This is a genomic window from Paracidovorax wautersii (assembly GCF_900113035.1).
In the GTDB taxonomy this organism is placed as follows: domain Bacteria; phylum Pseudomonadota; class Gammaproteobacteria; order Burkholderiales; family Burkholderiaceae_C; genus Paracidovorax; species Paracidovorax wautersii.
In genome coordinates, this window is the sequence record NZ_FONX01000005.1 from 300,269 (window position 1) to 317,667 (window position 17,399).

14 protein-coding genes are annotated in these 17,399 nt (G+C 71.1%); 8 read left to right on the top strand and 6 right to left on the bottom strand.

Going from position 1 to position 17,399, the window contains the following annotated elements:
* Positions 1-62: 62 nt before the first annotated feature.
* Complete coding sequence (locus BM070_RS10250) at positions 63-821, top strand: sulfurtransferase (protein ID WP_092939487.1); 759 nt, start codon at positions 63-65, stop codon at positions 819-821.
* A gap of 52 nt (positions 822-873) precedes the next feature.
* Here BM070_RS10250 and BM070_RS10255 read toward each other — a convergent pair whose 3' ends face one another.
* Entirely contained in the window at positions 874-1,785 is a 912-nt protein-coding gene (locus BM070_RS10255) for a pirin family protein (protein WP_092939488.1), read from the bottom strand.
* 13 nt (positions 1,786-1,798) lie between these two features.
* Positions 1,799-2,353, bottom strand: a complete 555-nt coding sequence (locus tag BM070_RS10260; RefSeq protein ID WP_092939489.1) for a flavodoxin family protein — start codon at positions 2,351-2,353, stop codon at positions 1,799-1,801.
* A gap of 198 nt (positions 2,354-2,551) precedes the next feature.
* Here BM070_RS10260 and BM070_RS10265 point away from each other — a divergent pair, with 198 nt between their 5' ends.
* From BM070_RS10265 to BM070_RS10285, 5 genes are all read left to right on the top strand, one after another.
* A complete protein-coding gene (locus tag BM070_RS10265; protein WP_092939490.1) occupies positions 2,552-3,490 on the top strand; it encodes a LysR family transcriptional regulator in 939 nt (312 codons plus the stop codon).
* 180 nt (positions 3,491-3,670) lie between these two features.
* Positions 3,671-4,798, top strand: coding sequence for an NAD(P)/FAD-dependent oxidoreductase (locus BM070_RS10270; protein WP_092939491.1), 1,128 nt, complete (start codon positions 3,671-3,673; stop codon positions 4,796-4,798).
* Between the two features lie 87 nt (positions 4,799-4,885).
* The gene (gluQRS, locus tag BM070_RS10275; RefSeq protein ID WP_092939492.1) at positions 4,886-5,929 is read left to right on the top strand and encodes a tRNA glutamyl-Q(34) synthetase GluQRS; all 1,044 of its coding nucleotides are present in this window, start codon (positions 4,886-4,888) and stop codon (positions 5,927-5,929) included.
* 44 nt (positions 5,930-5,973) lie between these two features.
* Complete coding sequence (gene trmB / locus BM070_RS10280) at positions 5,974-6,702, top strand: tRNA (guanosine(46)-N7)-methyltransferase TrmB (protein WP_245785180.1); 729 nt, start codon at positions 5,974-5,976, stop codon at positions 6,700-6,702.
* A 32-nt stretch (positions 6,703-6,734) separates the two neighbouring features.
* Positions 6,735-7,763, top strand: coding sequence for a GGDEF domain-containing protein (locus tag BM070_RS10285; RefSeq protein WP_092939494.1), 1,029 nt, complete (start codon positions 6,735-6,737; stop codon positions 7,761-7,763).
* Positions 7,764-7,870: 107 nt separating this feature from the next.
* Here BM070_RS10285 and alaS read toward each other — a convergent pair whose 3' ends face one another.
* The 4 genes from alaS to BM070_RS10305 form a co-directional block, all read right to left on the bottom strand.
* Entirely contained in the window at positions 7,871-10,480 is a 2,610-nt protein-coding gene (alaS, locus tag BM070_RS10290; protein ID WP_092939495.1) for an alanine--tRNA ligase, read from the bottom strand.
* A gap of 405 nt (positions 10,481-10,885) precedes the next feature.
* Positions 10,886-12,100, bottom strand: a complete 1,215-nt coding sequence (locus BM070_RS10295; protein WP_092939496.1) for an ABC transporter substrate-binding protein — start codon at positions 12,098-12,100, stop codon at positions 10,886-10,888.
* Positions 12,097-13,692 (bottom strand): sensor histidine kinase, encoded by a 1,596-nt coding sequence (locus tag BM070_RS10300; RefSeq protein ID WP_092939559.1) that lies wholly within the window; start codon positions 13,690-13,692, stop codon positions 12,097-12,099. Before BM070_RS10300 ends, BM070_RS10295 begins: the two co-directional genes overlap by 4 nt.
* A complete protein-coding gene (locus BM070_RS10305; RefSeq protein ID WP_092939497.1) occupies positions 13,679-14,401 on the bottom strand; it encodes a response regulator transcription factor in 723 nt (240 codons plus the stop codon). Before BM070_RS10305 ends, BM070_RS10300 begins: the two co-directional genes overlap by 14 nt.
* Before the next feature lie 398 nt (positions 14,402-14,799).
* Here BM070_RS10305 and BM070_RS10310 point away from each other — a divergent pair, with 398 nt between their 5' ends.
* On the top strand, positions 14,800-16,164 hold the full coding sequence (locus BM070_RS10310; protein ID WP_092939498.1) for a CitMHS family transporter: 1,365 nt from the start codon (positions 14,800-14,802) through the stop codon (positions 16,162-16,164).
* 77 nt (positions 16,165-16,241) lie between these two features.
* The gene (locus BM070_RS10315) at positions 16,242-17,156 is read left to right on the top strand and encodes a CoA transferase (protein WP_092939499.1); all 915 of its coding nucleotides are present in this window, start codon (positions 16,242-16,244) and stop codon (positions 17,154-17,156) included.
* Positions 17,157-17,399 lie beyond the last annotated feature (243 nt).

The window sequence follows — 17,399 nt, forward strand, 5'->3', positions numbered from 1 at the left end:
GGCTGCAGCGCCTGCCGCAGGCGCCGCCCTCCCCCGGCCAGCTCCTTTGCCATTGCACAGCCGTGAACAACGTCCTCAATATCTCCAGCTATCTCTTCGTTCCGCTGCCGGACGCGCAAGAACTCCAGCCCTGGCTGCAGGAGCGGGCCGTGGCGATGGGCCTGAAGGGCACCATCCTGCTGGCCGAGGAAGGCATCAACCTGTTCCTCGCCGGCCCGGCCGAGGCGGTGCGCGGCTTCATCGCCGCGCTCAAGGCCGAAGACGAGCGCTTCGCCCCGCTGGAGCCCAAGGAGAGCTGGTCGGACAGCCAGCCCTTTCGCAAGATGCTGGTCAAGGTCAAGCGGGAGATCATCCGCATGGACCACCCGGCCATCCGCCCCGCCGGCGGACGCGCGCCCGCCGTGGACCCGCAGACCCTGCACCGCTGGCTGGAGGCCGGCCACGACGACGAGGGCCGCCCGGTGGTGACGCTGGACACGCGCAACGCCTTCGAGGTGGACCACGGCACCTTCGAGGGCGCCATCGACTGGCGCATCGACAAGTTCACGCAGTTCCCGCCCGCGCTGCGCGAGCACAAGGCCGAGCTGGCCGGCAAGACAGTGGTGAGCTTCTGCACCGGCGGCATCCGCTGCGAGAAGGCGGCCATCCTCATGCGCGAAGAGGGGCTGGAGCACGTCTACCAGCTCGAAGGCGGCATCCTCAAATACTTCGAGCTGACCGACGGCGCGCACTACCAGGGCGGCTGCTTCGTGTTCGACGAGCGGCGCGTGCTGGAAGCTGACCTGTCGCCCAATCCGGCCAAGGATGCAATGAATTCGTGAGCTGCAGGCGCTTATCCATCAAGCGCTGCAACCCTTTTTCGCCCAAAATTCTTCAGAGCTTGAAGCGCCGCTCGGGCAGCGGAATCCATTCCGTCTCGCCCGGCACGCGGCCCATGGCCTGCGCCTCCCAGGCCTTGGCGGCCTGCACGATGCGCTCCTTGCTGCTGGAAACGAAGTTCCACCAGAGGTGGCGCGGCCCGTCCAGCGGATCGCCGCCGATCACCATGCAGCGCACCGGCTCGCCGCTGGTGGCGCGCAGCGCCACGGCTTGTCCCTGGGGCAGCGTGGCCAGGGTCTGGCGCGGCAGCAGCTCGTCGCCCAGCCACAGGTCGCCATCCACCGGATAGAGCGCCATCTGCTGCGCCAGCGCAGGCAGCTCCAGCCAGGCGCCGGGCTGCAGCTGCACGTCCAGATAGAGCGCGGGCGCCAGCGTCTCGACCGGCGAGCGGCAGCCGAAGCCGTCGCCCACCAGCACGCGCACGCGGGCGCCGCCTTGCGACCACTCCGGGATCTCGGCGGCGGGCGTGTGGACGAACGAGGGCGCGCACTCTTCCGCCGCCACCGGCAATGCTGCCCAGAGCTGGATGCCGTGGTTCACGTAGCGGCGCTGCGCGAGCGCCTCGGGGCGGCGCTCGGAATGCACGATGCCGCGCCCGGCCGTCATCCAGTTGATGGCGCCGGGCTCGATCTGCTGCTCGGAGCCCAGGCTGTCGCGGTGCATGATCGCGCCCTCGAACAGATAGGTCACCGTCGCCAGGCCGATGTGCGGATGCGGCCGCACGTCGTACTCGTCCTGGGGCTCCACCGCCACCGGCCCGAAATGGTCGAAGAACAGGAAGGGGCCCACCGAACGCAGCTGCAGCGCGGGCAGCAGCCGGCGCACGGTGAAGCCGCCGCCCAGGTCTTTCTCATGGCCTTTGAGCCGCAGCAGGCCGATTTCGGGGGTGGGCGACGGGGCGCTCATGGCGGCGCTCCGCTCAGCCGCCGAAACGCGTGGCGATGGCCGCCACACGCTCGCCGAACAGGCGGGCCGTGTCCAGATCGCCCTGCGGGATCTCGGTGACGCTCGCGTCCGAAGGCGACTGCACCAGCAGGCCGACCGAGCCGCCGAGGTTGTTGGGGTGGTTGCGCGTGGCGGCCTTGCTGTTGGCGGGCAGCTGGCCCAGGCTGATCCAGAGGCCGCCGTGCTGTGAGGCCAGCGTCTGCAGATAGGCCAGCGTGGTGCCCTTGTCGCCGTTCAGGCTGGCGCTGTTGGTGAAGCCGGCGAAGAGCTTGTCTTGCCAGCCGCGGCTGAACCAGACCTTGGACGAGGCATCGGCGAACTTCTTGAACTGCCAGCTGGGGCCGGCCATGTAGGTCGGCGCGCCCATCACGATCGCATCTGCGGCGGCCAGCTGTTCCCAGCCGCCTTCGGGCAGCTCGCCATCGGCATCGATGGCCAGCAGGCTCGCGCCCGCACCTTCGGCCACGAACTGGGCGACGCGCTGCGTGTGGCCGTAGCCGGAATGGAAGACGACGACGATGTTTGCCATGGTGTGTGCTCTCTTGCTGAAATGGATGAATGGGGTGGGGGCGGCCGCGGAAGGCCCGGCCGGCAGCGGGCCGGCGACGGCCGAAGGGGGACACTGTATCCCGCTGCGGCCACCCGCAGCGTAGCCCTGGCGGAAAGCCGCCGCGCGCAGGCGGCTTGACGTCTCCATTCAAATCGCTTGAATTAGCATTGGCGCACCATGCAAAAAGCACGCGACGTCCTCACTCCCGACCATTTGTCCATGCTGCAGGTCATCGCCGATTCGGGCAGCTTCGCCGCCGCGGCGCGGCAGCTGGGCCTGGTGCCCAGCGCCCTCACCTACCGCGTGCGGCAGATCGAGGATGCGCTCGATGTGCTGCTCTTCGACCGCAGCGCGCGCCAGGCGCGGCCCACCGAGGCGGGCGTGGAGCTGCTGCGCGAAGGCGCCCGGCTGCTGAACGACGTGGAAGCCATCGCCCACCGGGTGCGCCGCGTCGGCACCGGCTGGGAGCCGCAGCTGACGCTCTCGATCGACGGCGTGATCTCGCCCACCACGGTGCTGGAGCTGGTCGAGGCGTTCTATGCCCTATCCCCGCCCACCCGGCTCAAGCTGCGCGACGGCATCCTCTCGGGCACGCTCGAATCGCTGATCGCCGGCCATGCCGATCTGGCGCTGGGCGTGGCCGTCAGCCCCGGCACGGTGGCCGGGCTGCAGCAGGAGTCGCTGGGCGGGATGCTGTTCGACTTCGTAGTCGCGCCGCACCACCCGCTGGCGCGGGGCGACGAGCCGCTGAGCGATGCCGAACTGCGCGAGCACCGGGTGATCGCCGTGGCCGACTCGGCCAAGAAAGGCGGCGTGACCATGGGCATCCTGGGCGGGCAGGACGTGCTGACCGTGGACACCATGCAGGCGAAGGTGCAGGCCCTGCTGCGCGGGCTGGGCGGCGGCTTTCTGCCCGAGCCCATGGCGCGCGCCCACGTGGCCGCCGGCCGGCTGGTGGTGCGCGCCGTGGCGCGGCCCGCGCGCACCGTGCAGCTGCACTACGCCTGGGGCGGGCCCGGCCACTCCGTCCCGGGCCGGGCGCTGCAATGGTGGCTGGAGCAGCTGCGCAAGCCCGCCACGCGCCGGGCGCTGCTGGAAAACCACCAGCCGGTCTGATCGCACTGCGGGCATTGCCGCAGAGCATCACCCGCAGGTGTCACCAGCGGGTTGCCACCCGCCCACCGCGGCCCGCAGCGCGTGTAGAGTGACAGCCAAGCACCGTGCGCGCTCCAGCGTTCCTCGCCGATCCGGGGGCGCCGCTGCCCCACCCATCGATTGCCACTGAAAGGGCCTGCCATGCGTTCTTCCGTTCCCCGATCACAGCGCCGCCTGCGAAACGCCGAGCCTGCCCACCAGCCGGCTGCGGCCGCACCCGCAGCATCGGCGGCGCGCCGCTTCGCCGTCATCGGCGCCGGCATGGCCGGCGTGGCCTGCGCCCGCACGCTGGTGCAGGCCGGGCACGAGGTGGTGGTGTTCGAGAAATCCGCCCGGCCCGGCGGACGCACCGGCACGCTCGAATCGCCCTTCGGCGGCTTCGACACCGGCGCGCAGTACTTCACCGTGCGTGATCCGCGCTTCCAGAAGGCGCTCGATACCGTGCCCGGCCTGTGCCGTGCCTGGAGCGCCAACACCGTGCGCGTGCTGGACGCCGCCGGCCGCGTGGCCGCCGCCGCGCCGCCCCCGGGCGAAGCGCACTGGGTCGCGACCCCCGGCATGGATGCGCTGGTCGCCGCCTGGGCCCAGCCGCTGCAGCAGGCCGGCCGGCTGCTGACCGGCACGCACGCCACCCGCATCGAGGCCGACCCGCTGCGCCCCGGCGGCTGGCAGGTGCGCACCGGAGCCCTCGACGGATCGGTCCAAGTGCATGCCGGCTTCGACGCCGTGCTGCTGAGCCAGCCCGCACCCGCGGCCACCGCGCTGCTGCAGGCCTCGGGCATCGAGCTGCCCGAAGGCCCGAAGCTGGAGGCCGTCACCATCGCCCCGTGCTGGACGCTGATGCTGGCCTTCGCCCAGGCCGTGCGCCCGGGCCTGACCACGCTGGGCCCGCAGTGGAACGCGGCGCGCAGCACGCACCACCGCATCGCCTGGCTGGCGCGCGAATCGTCCAAGCCCGGGCGCTCGCAGATCGAGCGCTGGACGGTGCAGGCCAGTCCGGAATGGTCCACCGAGCACCTGGAAGACGACGCCGCCCGCGTGCTCGCCAAGCTGCTCAAGGGCTTTGCCGAGGTGACCGGCATCCGCGCCGAGCCGACCTATGCCGAGGTGCGCCGCTGGCGCCACGCGCAGACGCGCCAGCCGCTGGGCCAGAGCCACCTGTGGAATGCCGCCGCCGGCATCGGCCTGTGCGGCGACTGGTGTCTGGGCCACCGGCTGGAAGATGCCTTCGTCTCCGGCCTGGAACTCGCGCTGGACGCGATCGGCTGACCCCGCATCGACCGCAACGATTCCGCAACGCCTCCCTTCCCCGGCGCCGGCCTGCGAGGCCCGGCGCTTTTTTCATCCTCTTGCGCCTTGTTCCCGGTTCCACCCTCTCCCCTCGCCGGCACCCGTCTCGATGCGGAGCCCACTGCAGGCCGCTACATCGGCCGTTTCGCGCCCTCGCCCACCGGCCCGCTGCACGCGGGGTCGCTGGTCGCCGCCCTGGCCAGCTGGCTCGATGCGCGCGCCGCGCCGGGCGGGCGCTGGCTGGTGCGCATCGAAGACATCGACACGCCCCGCTGCGTGCCGGGCGCGGCCAAAACCATCCTGCAGCAGCTGGCCGCCTGCGGCCTGGTGCCCGACGAGCCGCCCGTGTGGCAATCGGCCCGGAACGCTCGCTACCAGGCCGCGCTGGACCGGTTGGTGGCACAGCAGCGCGCCTACCCCTGCGCCTGCTCGCGCCGCGACATCGAGGCGGCCCTCGCCGCCGCCGGCCATGCCCGGGAGCGGCACAGCGAGCTGCCCTACCCCGGCACCTGCCGCCACGGGTTGAACGGGCGGCCCGCGCGCGCCTGGCGCTTCGCGGCCACCGAATACCAGCAAAATCAGCCACCAGCCCAGGTGGCGCCTGCGCAGAAAGCTATTGATTCGATAGCAGACAGCGCGGTGAGCTGGACCGACCGCCGCCTGGGCCCGCAGCAGCAGGACGTGGCCCGGCAGGTGGGCGACTTCGTGCTGCGCCGCGCCGACGGGCTCTGGGCCTACCAGCTGGCCGTGGTCGTCGATGACGCCGATCAGGGCGTGACCCATGTGGTGCGCGGCGAAGACCTGGCCGACAACACGCCGCGCCAGATCCTGCTGCAGGCCGCGCTGGGCCTGCCCACGCCGCGCTACCTGCATGTGCCGCTGGTGCGCGCCGCCGATGGCGAGAAGCTCTCCAAGCAGCACGGCGCCCCGCCCATCGACACCCGCCGGCCGCTGCAGGCGCTGGCCGCTGCCGCGCAGGCGCTGGGCCTGCCCGAGGCGCACCCGGCCGCCCCTGCGGACGAGCCCCCCCACGACGCGGGCCCGGCCATCGCGCAGGCGCTCGGCTTTTGGGTCGCGGCCTGGCAGCGAAACTACAATCTGTCACCGTGAACGCAACTTATTCCTCCACCGGCGAAAACGCCGAATCCGCCACCGTGACCGCAGAGTCACCCGCCTCCAGCGCGTCCGGCGCGCCTGCCGGCGTGGCCTATCCCAAGACCATCAAGAGCTATGTGCGCCGTGCAGGCCGCACGACCACGGGCCAAGCCAAGGCCTTCGAGGACCTGGGCCCACGCTTCCTGCTGAGCTATGCGGCGCAGCCTTTCGATGCGGCGGCCGCCTTCGGCCGCACGGCCCCGCTGATCCTGGAGATCGGCTTCGGCATGGGCGAGGCCACGGCCCACATCGCCCGCGTGCGGCCCGACGACAACTTCCTGTGCTGCGAGGTCCACGAGCCCGGCGTGGGCGCGCTGCTCAAGCGCATCGGCGAGCAGGACATCGGGAACATCCGCATCCTGCAGCACGACGCGGTCGAGGTGATCGACAACATGCTGGCGCCCGGCTCGCTCGACGGCATCCACATCTTCTTTCCGGACCCCTGGCACAAGAAGAAGCACAACAAGCGCCGGCTGATCCAGCCGCCGCTGGTCGCCAAGCTGGCCGCGCGCCTCAAGCCCGGCGGCTACCTGCACTGCGCCACCGACTGGCAGCCTTACGCCGAACAGATGCTGGAAGTGCTGTCGGCCGAGCCGCTGCTGGCCAACAGCCAGCCGGCAGGCGGCTTCGCGCCGCAGCCCGACTACCGCCCGCTCACCAAGTTCGAGAACCGCGGCCTGCGGCTCGGACACGGCGTGTGGGACGTGGTGTTCAGACGCCGGCCCTGACCGGCTGCGATCGAAGGAAGCGGAGGCCGCCCATGCAACCCATTCTTGCCCATCTGGTGGAAATGACGGGGCATCGCGACCACCTTCGCCTGGAGCTGTCGGTGCTTTCCACCCTGCACAAGCTGCCGTCGGTCAAGCAGGTGCGCTCGCTCGACATCTTCCGCCAGGACGACGCGCTCTTCGTGCGCCCGCGCGTCTGGCTGCACGAAGACCAATGGGTGACGACGGCCGTGCACGAGCCGTCGGAGGACAAGAAGGCGCAGCCGCTGTCGGACCTCCCCGTGCTCGGCCAATGCATCGAGGCACGCGAGATCAGCGCCCTGCACTCGCCGCGCAAGGGCGTGCACGTGATGTGGCTGCCCATCTGGCTGCACGACGAGGTGCACAGCTGCCTGGAGATCACGCAGTCGCGCCCCTTCGCGCCGCACAAGGTCGATGTGCTCAGGAGCGTGTTCTTCGTCTATCAGAACTACCAGAACCTGCTGGACTACAGCGAACGCGACGCGCTCACCGGCCTCTTCAACCGCAAGACCTTCGACGAGGAGTTCTCCCGGCGCATCGCCGGCAACGCCCTCTGCACCAGCGAACTGGGGCCGGAGGACGCCGAACAGGGCGCGCAGCAGTGGCTGGCGGTGGTGGACGTCGATCACTTCAAGCAGGTGAACGACCGCTTCGGCCACCTCTACGGCGACGAGGTGCTGATCCTCCTGGCCAACATCCTGCGCAGCTCCTTCCGGGCGCAGGACCGCATCTTCCGCTTCGGCGGCGAGGAATTCGTGGTGCTGCTGCGCTCCACCACGCTGGAGATGGCGCACCGGATCTTCAATCGCTTCCGCGAGGCGGTGCAGGAGCACCCCTTCCCCCAGGTCGGCCAGGTCACCGTCAGCGTGGGCTTCGTCGGCACGCAGCTGGGCATTCCCGTCGAGATCCTGGGCCGGGCGGATCAGGCGCTCTACCACGCCAAAGGCAATGGCCGCAACCGGGTGTGCTTCTACGGCGACCTCGTCAAGCAAGGCCACCTCCCCACCGCCGTGCGGCAGGACGACGTCGAGCTCTTCTAGGCCTTTCCGGCCGACCAGCCAGGGCCGCAGCCGCTATCGAAGACGAAAAAAAGGCCTGCATGTGCAGGCCTTTCTTCATGGGCGCCCGAAAGCGCCGGCGGCGGGACTCAGACCCGCTCGGCCACCCAGGCCTGCACCGAGGCCAGGGCCGCCGGCAGCGCGGCCGCGTTGGTGCCGCCGGCCATGGCCATGTCGGCCTTGCCGCCGCCCTTGCCGCCGACCTGGCTGGCCACGAAGTTGACCAGCTCGCCCGCCTTGACGCGGCCCGTGCTGTCGGCCGTCACGCCCGCGGCGATCTGCACCTTGTCGCCATCGGCGGCGGCCAGCACGATGGCGGCGGTCTTGAGCTTGTCCTTGAGCTTGTCCATGGTGTCGCGCAGGGTCTTGGCGTCGGCGCCGGGCAGCGTGGCCGCCAGCACCTTCAGGCCCTTGACGTCCACCGCCTGGCCGACCAGTTCGTCGCCCTGGCTGGAAGCGAGCTTGCCCTTCAGGGCCGCCACTTCGCGCTCCAGCGCCTTGACCTGGTCCAGCGCCTGGCCGATGCGGCCGGTGATCTCGGCCACCGGGGCGCGCAGCGCGCCTGCGGCCTGGCTCACGGTGTCTTCCAGCTGCTGCAGGTAGGCCAGCGCATGGGTGCCGGTCACGGCCTCGATACGGCGCACGCCTGCGGCCACGCCGCTTTCGGCCACCACCTTGAAGAGGCCGATGTCACCCGTGCGCTCGACGTGGGTGCCGCCGCACAGCTCGCGGCTGCTGCCGATGTCCAGCACGCGCACGGTCTCGCCGTACTTCTCGCCGAACAGCATCATGGCGCCGGTCTTCTGGGCCGATTCGATGTCCATCACGCGCGCATCGGTGGCGGTGTTGGCCAGGATCTCGGCGTTCACGCGGCGCTCGATCTCGCGGATCTGCGCATCGGTCACCGGGGCGCCGTGCGTGAAGTCGAAGCGCGTGCGCTCGGGCGTCACCAGGCTGCCCTTTTGCTGCACGTGATCGCCCAGCACCTCGCGCAGGGCCTTGTGCATCAGGTGGGTGGCGGAGTGGTTGCGCAGGGTGGCTTCGCGCAGGGGCTTGTCCACCTCGGCGGAAATCGTCTGGCCCACGCGCAGCTCGCCGCGCTCCATCACGCCGTGGTGGCCGAACACCTGCGCCTTGATCTTCTGCGTGTCGGACACGGCGAAGTCGGCACGGTCGGCCCGCAGATAGCCCTGGTCGCCCACCTGGCCGCCGGATTCGGCATAGAACGGCGTGGTGTCGAGCACGACCACGCCGGCCTGGCCTTCTTCAAGGCGCTGCACGCTCACGCCGTCGGCATAGAGCGCGGTAACGGTGGCGGTGGAGCCCAGCGTGGTGTAGCCCACGAATTCGCCGTCAGCGCCCGTGTATTCGAGCGCGCGGTCCATCTTGAACTTGCCGGCAGCGCGGGCCTGGGACTTCTGGCGCTCCATGGCGGCGTTAAAGCCGGCTTCATCGACCGTCACGCCGCGCTCGCGGCAGACGTCGGCCGACAGGTCGAGCGGGAAGCCGTAGGTGTCGTGCAGCTTGAATGCCACGTCGCCGGGCAGCACCTTGGCGTCGCCGGCGAGGGCTGCGTCGAGGATTTCCATGCCGTTGGCCAGCGTCTCGAAGAAGCGCTCTTCCTCGGCCTTGAGCACTTCGGTGATGCGCTGCTGCTGCTCGCGCAGCTTGGGGTAGGCATCGCCCATCTGCTCGGCCAGGTCCTTCACCAGCTTGTGGAAGAACGGCGTCTTCTGGCCCAGCTTGTAGCCGTGGCGGATGGCGCGGCGCACGATGCGGCGCTGCACGTAGCCGCGGCCTTCGTTGCTGGGGATCACGCCGTCGCTGATGAGGAACGAGGTGGCGCGGATGTGGTCGGCGATGACCTTGAGCGAGGGGTTCGCCAGGTCGGTGGTGTGCGTCTCGCGTGCGGCGGCCTTGATCAGCGCATCGAAGATGTCGATCTCGTAGTTGCTGTGCACGTGCTGCAGGATGGCGGCGAGCCGCTCCAGGCCCATGCCGGTATCGACGCAGGGCGCGGGCAGCGGCACCACGCTGCCGTCTTCCTTCATGTCGAACTGCATGAACACGTTGTTCCAGATCTCGATGAAGCGGTCGCCGTCCTCATCGGGGCTGCCCGGAGGGCCGCCGGGGATGTGCGCGCCGTGGTCGTAGAAGATCTCCGAGCACGGGCCGCAGGGGCCGGTGTCGGCCATCATCCAGAAGTTGTCGGACTTGTAGCGGCCGCCCTTGTTGTCGCCGATGCGGATCACGCGCTCGGGCGGCAGGCCGATCTCCTTGGTCCAGATGTCGTAGGCCTCGTCGTCTTCCTGATAGACGGTGGCCAGCAGGCGCTCGGGCGGCAGGCCATAGACCTTGGTGAGCAGCTCCCAGGCCCACTTCAGCGATTCGCGCTTGAAGTAGTCGCCGAAGCTCCAGTTGCCCAGCATCTCGAAGAAGGTGTGGTGGCGGGCCGTGTAGCCCACGTTCTCCAGGTCGTTGTGCTTGCCGCCGGCACGCAGGCAGGCCTGCACCGAGGTGGCGCGGTTGTAGGGACGCTTGTCGGTGCCCAGGAACACGTCCTTGAACTGGACCATGCCCGAATTGGTGAACATCAGCGTGGGGTCGTTGCCCGGAACGAGCGACGACGAAGGCACCACGGTGTGGCCGCGCTCGGCGAAGAAGTCGAGGAACTTGGCGCGGATTTCAGAGACTTTCATCCGGGTCTTTCTGCGCGGCCTGCCGCGCTGGAGCCAGCGCATGCCAAGCGGCGTCTTTTCGGTGGAAATGGAAGGGGCGAAAGCCTTCGATTATCTCATCGTTCCCCGGGCGGCCGTGCCCCCTGAGAACGTGCTCACGATCTCCCAGGGGTCGCGCAGCTACGTCGGCGGGATGGGATGCAAGGCGCGGTGCGCAGTGGATAGCCCCGCTATCCACAAGCGCCGCAACGCCGCAGACCGACCGCCCACACCGCTGCCCTTCGGGTTGGAGCGAAATCGGGCCATGGCAACGAGTTTTGACGCCCCGGCTGCTTGCATGGGCACCAGCCCATGCGGCGCATCCGAAGCATCCACTCATCCCGATTGCGCTCCAACGCGATCCCCTGCGAGATCGGGAACACGTTCTTAGCCCGTGCCCATGCTGGTCGCCCAGGCCTGCAGGAAGCGCTGGCGCTTCAGCGGGTCCAGATAGACCAGCAGCCCCAGCCCGGGCGCCAGCAGGCGCCATGAACTGGCGCCCGCGCCCACCAGTTCGGGGTCGATGCCGGCGGTGCGCCCGGCGGTGCCGGCGGCCACCGCCTGGCGGATGGGGATGAGCCGCGTGTCGCGGGCCAGCACGGCCTGGCCTTCGGGCGAGATCAGGTAGTCGAGGAAGGGCCGGGCCAGCTCCGGATGGGGCGCCGTGGCGGGGATGACGGCCGAGCGGGTGGTGAGCAGGGTGTAGTCCTCAGGCACCACCACGCGCAGCGGCGAGCCAGCCGCGATGCGGGCCTGCGCGTAGGAGGCCGGCACGTTGTAGACCAGCGCCAGTTCGCCGCGCTCCAGCGCATCCAGCAGCGGATCGATGTGGTCGCCCAGCCGCACGCGGTTGGCGCCCATGGCGGCCAGCAGCACGCTGGCGGTGCTGTCCTGGCGGGAGTCCTGCGTGGCCAGCAGGTAGCCCAGGCCGCTGCGGGTGGCGTCGTAGGTGCCCAGGCGGCCGGCCAGCGGCCGGTGCGGATCGCGCAGCAGCGCCAGCAGCTGGCCGCGGGTGCGCGGCGCCAGGTGCTGCGGCAAGAGGCGCGGGTGATAGACCATGACCACCGCGTCGGCGCCCAGGCTGAACACCTCGTGCCGCCAGTGCGCGCCGGCGGGCAGGCTGCGCGCCAGCGCCGAGGGGTGGGCCAGCACATGGCCGTCGTTGGCCAGCTGGGTCTGCAGGTCCAGGCTGCTGCTGACGAGCAGGTCGGGTGCATCATCGTCCGCTGCCAGCGGAGGCGCGGCGCCGCGCAGCCGCCCTTCGGCGCGGGCCAGGGCCTGGGCGTGGATGTCCAGGCTCTGCCGGTCGGCGCAGCGCACGGCCAGGTCAGGCTCGCGGCGCTGGAAGTCGCGGATGGCCGGGGCGAAGAGCGCCGTGTCGGTCGCGCAGTCGATGCTGAGCAGCGCCTGCTGGCGGCCCGAAGCCGGCGGGAAGAAGGTGACCGTCGCAGCATCGCCGCGCACGGTGGTCGTGCCGCGCATGGCCCTGGCGGCGGCGTTGGGCAGCGGCGCGGCCAAGGCAGGCGCGGCGCCGGCCGGGGCCAGCGCGAGCGCGGCGAGGCCCTGCAGCCACCGGCGGCGGGAGGGGATGGTGGTGTTCATGGCGAACGCTCCACGGGCGATGGCTGCGCGGATGGGGGCGGCGCGCCATCGGCAACCCCCGGCAGGGTGAAGGCGATGCGCCAGCCGCCGCCTTCGCGCGCCGCCATCTCGATGCGCCCGCCGTGCCCGGCGACCACGCGCTGCACGATGGCCAGGCCCAGGCCCGCGCCGCCGGCCGCCGCGCCCGGCCCGCGCACGAACCGCTCGAAGAGCCGCGCGTGCTGGCCTTCGGGCACGCCCGGGCCGCGGTCGGCCACCTCCAGCTGCCAACCGGAGGGCACGGCGCGCAGCGTCACATCGACGGTGGCGGGCTGCGCCGCCTCTTCTTCGTCCTGCCCGGGCGGCACGCCGTGCTTGAGCGCGTTGTCCACCAGGTTCTTGATCGCCTCGCGCAGCATCAGCGCGTCGCCATGCACCCAGGCGCAGGGGGCGGGATTCATGGCATTTCTGGCCTCCAGCGCTTGCGGGTACTGGGCCAGCAGCTCCGCTTTCGATAGCAGATCAACCTCCACCCACAGCCGCACCACGGGCTGCGGCTCGGCGCGCGGCACCACGTCGCGCAGGGCCTCGCGGGCCAACGCCAGCAGATCGATGGTTGCGAAGCGCTGCAGCTGCCCTTGGTGGGTGACGCTGGCATCGCTCAGCAGCTGGTTGAGCAGGCGGCGCAGGCGCAGCGCGTTGCGCTCCACCGCCTGCAGGCTCTGGCGCTGGGCGCGCGGGTCGTCGTCGTCCAGCCCTTCCTGTGCCTGGGCGATGAGCGCGGCCAGCGGCGTGCGCATCTGGTGGGCGGCTTCGGCGATGAAGGTGCGCAGCGCATCCAGGTTGAGCGCGAGTCGCCCCATGAAGCCGTTGAGCGCGCCGGCCAGCTGCGCCAGCTCGCGCGGCACCGGGCTGGCGATGGGGCGCAGGTCGGAGGCCTCGCGCTCCAGCAGTTCGCGCTGCAGCTGGGCCAGCGGGCGCAAGGCGCGGTCCACGCCCAGCCACAAGAGGCCGAAGACGCAGGCCATCAGCGCCGCGATGGCGGCGGTGGCGCGCCAGACGATGTCGGCCGCCAGCGCGTCGCGCGCCTGCCGGGTCTGCCCCACCTGCACCCAGAAGCGGCCCGAGCCCGGCCCGCCCGCGATGGCCCTCGGCACGACGACGAAGCGCACGGGCGCGCCGCGGTACTGGGCGCTGAAGAAGACGGGCTGCAGCCCATCGGCATCGCCCGTGGAGAGCGGCGCCGGCGGCGCGGGCAGGTCGGCATAGCCGGTGATGGTGGCGCCGTCCGGCCCGGCGATGCGGTAGAAGGCGCGGTCTTCGGGCGCCATGGCCAGCAGGTCGAGCGCGGCATAGGGCAGATCGACCTGCCAACGGCCCTGCACGAAGGCCACGCTGTCGGCCATGGAGAGGGCCGAGGCGCGCAGCAGGTGGTCGTAGGAACGGTCGGCCGCACTCAGGCCGTAGCTGCGGGCGGCGAAGAACAGCACCACGGTGGCCAGCGCGAACAGCGCGGCGATGGCCGTGAGCAGCGTGCGGCGCACGGCGGGCAGCGTGCGCACCGGGGCGTCGGGCGCGGGGCCTGCGCCCAGCGCGCCGTCAACGGCCGCCATCGGCGGGCGCCGGGGCCGGCGGGGCCCCATCGGCCGGGGGCAGCGGCAGCACGTCGGCACGGTAGCCCACGCTGCGCACGGTGGTGATCACCAGCTGGCTGCCGGCCAGCTTGCGGCGCAGGCGGCCCACATAGACCTCGATGGCGTTCAGGCCCACGTCCTCGTCGAAGTGGAAGAGCCGGCCGGCGATCTCGTCCTTGCTGACGGCGCGGCCCAGCCGGCCGACCAGGATCTCCAGCAGGCTGAATTCACGGTGCGGCAGATCCAGCTCCTGCCCGTGCAGGCTGACGCGGCGCGCGGCGCTGTCGATGGCCAGGCCGCCGACCGCCCAGAGCCCGGAGGCCTGCCCCTGCGGCCGGCGCAGCAGGGCCCGGCAGCGCGCGTCCAGTTCGCGGAAGTCGAAGGGCTTGTCGAGGTAGTCGTCGGCGCCCTCGTCCAGCGCGTTGACGCGGTCCTCGATGTCGGAGCGCGCGGTGAGCATCAGAACCGGCGTCTTGTTGCCCTGGCGGCGCAGGTGGGCCAGCAGCGCCAGGCCATCCATGCCGGGCAGGCCGATGTCGAGCAGCAGCAGGTCGAACTGCGCATAGCCCAGCACCTCGCAGGCCTCGCGGCCGTTGGACTGCCAGTCCACCGCGTGGCCCTGGCGCCGCAGGCGGCGCACCACGGCCTCGGCCAGGTCGGTGTCGTCTTCCACCACCAGGATGCGCATCGTCAGCCCCCTGCCCCGCGCCGCGCGAAGGCAGCAACGGCGGAAACAGAGGGAACGGCGGCGATGGCGGAGCGGCAAGGCAGTGCAACGGCAGAGGCGGCGGCGTCAACGGTCGTCGGATACATGTCGGGGGCGTCGGTGCGAAGCCCGGCAGTATCGCTGCAATCGGCCCCGGCGCCGGCCATGGACACCAGGGTTTACCCCATCAGCACATCCACCTATAGGCCCGCCCACGACAGGCGCACGACAGGGTCGCTGCCTAAGGTTCACCCCGCCGCACTCCCTGTGGCCCAGGCACTGGGCGCAGGCGTTCGCTGTGCGTTCCTTTTCCTGCCCCCGCATTCGATTCGATAGATCACGGAGACACCCCCGATGCCATCCACCCGGAGAACCCCGCCATGCTGCTGACCCTGCTCGGATTCGGCATGGTGCTGACGTTCATGACGCTCATCATGACCCGGCGCCTCTCGCCGCTGGTCGCGCTCATCATCATCCCCATCGTCTTCGCCCTGCTGGGCGGCTTCGGCCCCACCATGGGCACCATGATGCTGGACGGCATCCGCAAGATCGCGCCCACCGGCGTGATGCTGATGTTCGCCATCCTGTACTTCGGGGTGATGATCCACGCGGGCCTCTTCGACCCGGTGGTGGGCGTGATCCTCAAGCTGGTCAAGGGCGACCCGCTCAAGATCGTGATGGGCTCGGCCGCGCTGGCGCTGCTGATCTCGCTCGACGGCGACGGCTCGACCACCTACATGATCACCATCGCCTCGATGCTGCCGCTCTACAAGCGGCTGAAGATGAACCCGCTGAACCTGACCTGCGTGGCGCTGCTGGCCAGCGGCATCATGAACCTGACGCCCTGGGGCGGCCCCACGGCCCGCGCCGCCAGCGCGCTGCATGTGGACCCGGGCGAGGTCTTCGTGCCCATGGTGCCCGCCATGGGCATCGCCATCGCCAGCCTGATGGCCATCGCCTTCTGGCTGGGCCTGCGCGAACGCCGCCGCCTGGGCCGCGTGGCGCTGCCGGGCGAGGGCACGGCCGATACGTCCGCCGTGCAGGGCGACGACGAGAGCACGGGCGAGCATCTGCCCACCATGGCCGGCGCCGAGACCGCCGAGCTGCGCCGCCCCCAGCTGCTGTGGGTGAACTTCGCGCTCACCACCGCGCTCATGGTGGCCCTGGTGATGGGTCTGCTGCCGCTGCCGGTGCTGTTCATGATCGGCTTCGCCATCGCGATGGTCATCAACTACCCCAACCTCGCGCACCAGCGGCACCTGATCGCCGAATACTCGGGCAATGCCCTGGCCGTGGTGGCGCTGATCTTCGCGGCCGGCATCTTCACCGGCATCCTGTCGGGCACGGGCATGGTGGAAGCCATGTCGCGCGGCCTGCTGGCGGCCATCCCGCCGAGCCTGGGGCCCTACCTGCCCAGCATCACCGCGCTGCTGAGCATGCCGCTGACCTTCTTCATGTCGAACGACGCGTTCTACTTCGGCGTGCTGCCCATCCTGAACGAAGCCGCCCAGGGCTACGGCATCAGCGCCGTGGAAATGGCCCGCGCCTCGCTCATCGGCCAGCCCGTTCACCTGCTGAGCCCGCTCGTGCCCTCCACCTACCTGCTGGTCAGCCTGGCCGGCGTGGACTTCGGCGACCACCAGCGCTTCACCCTCAAGTGGGCCGTGCTGGTCTGCCTGGCGCTGATGGGCGCCTGCCTGCTGCTGGGCCTCTTCCCTTTGGTGGGACAGGCGCTGGCGCGCTGAGCCCAGCGCCCCGGCCGGTGCGGCGCAGCCCTGCGGAGGGGACTGCGCCGCAGGGCATCCGTGGGTATAACGGGTGGATGCCCTCGACCACCCCACCCTCTTTCGCCCCGGCCCTGCAGCCGCTGCGGCACACCCGCATCCTCAGCCTGGCGCTGAACCTGCCCGGCCCCGCCGCCCTGCTGCGCTGCCGGCAGCTGGGCGCAGACTGCGCCAAGCTGGAGCCGCCCGCCCCCGCAGGCCACCAGAGCGGCGACCCCATGGGCCACTACAGCCCCGCGGCCTACGCCGCGCTGCACGAAGGCATCCGCATCGTGCAGGCCAACCTCAAGACACCCCAGGGCCAGGCCGCGCTGCAGGCCGAGCTGGCGGCGGCCGACGTGCTGCTGACCTCGTTCCGCCCCTCGGCACTCGCCCGGCTGGGCCTGGACTGGGGCGCGCTGCAGCAGCGCTGGCCGCGCCTGTCGCTGGTGCGCATCGTCGGCGCGGCGGGCGAGCGGGCCGAGGAACCGGGGCACGACCTCACCTACCAGGCCGAGGCCGGGCTGCTCGCCCACTCCGGCTGCGCGCTGCCCGCCTCGCTGCATGCCGACATGGCCGGCGCGCTCGCCGCCACCGAAGCCGTGCTGCAGGCGCTGCTGGCGCGCGGCACATCCGGGTGCGGCGCCTGCATCGACGTCGCGCTGGCCGACGCCGCGCACTGGCTGGCCTTGCCCCACGCCTGGGGCCTGACCACGCCCTCTGGCGACGTCGGCGGCGCGCATGCGGGCTACGCCGTCCATGCCTGCGCCGATGGCCGCGTGGCCCTGGCCGCGCTGGAGCCGCACTTCGCGGAGCGCCTCTTCACCGCGGCGGGGCTGCCCCCGCAGAGCGACCCGCGCGCACCGGCCACGCACCAGGCCGTCGCCGCCTTCGTGGCGGGCCGCTCCTGCGCCGACCTGCAGGCGCTGGCCCGCGAGCATGACCTTCCGCTGCACCCGCTGCCCGCGGACTGATCGGCCGGCGCTTCTCTCTTCATAGCGGTATACGCGGTTAGAACCTGGGCACCAACGTGATCCGGCATGCAGCACGGGCGCCAGCGGACGGCTCCGTCCGACACGCAGCGCGCGCCCGGGGCCACCGCGAACCTTTCTTGACCAAGGTCAAGACCGGCGTGCGGCCCACCGCACGATGCGCGCCAACCCGGCCCGGACCGAGGGCTTCCAGGGCCCCGCAAACAGGCGCTTCGTCGCTATAGT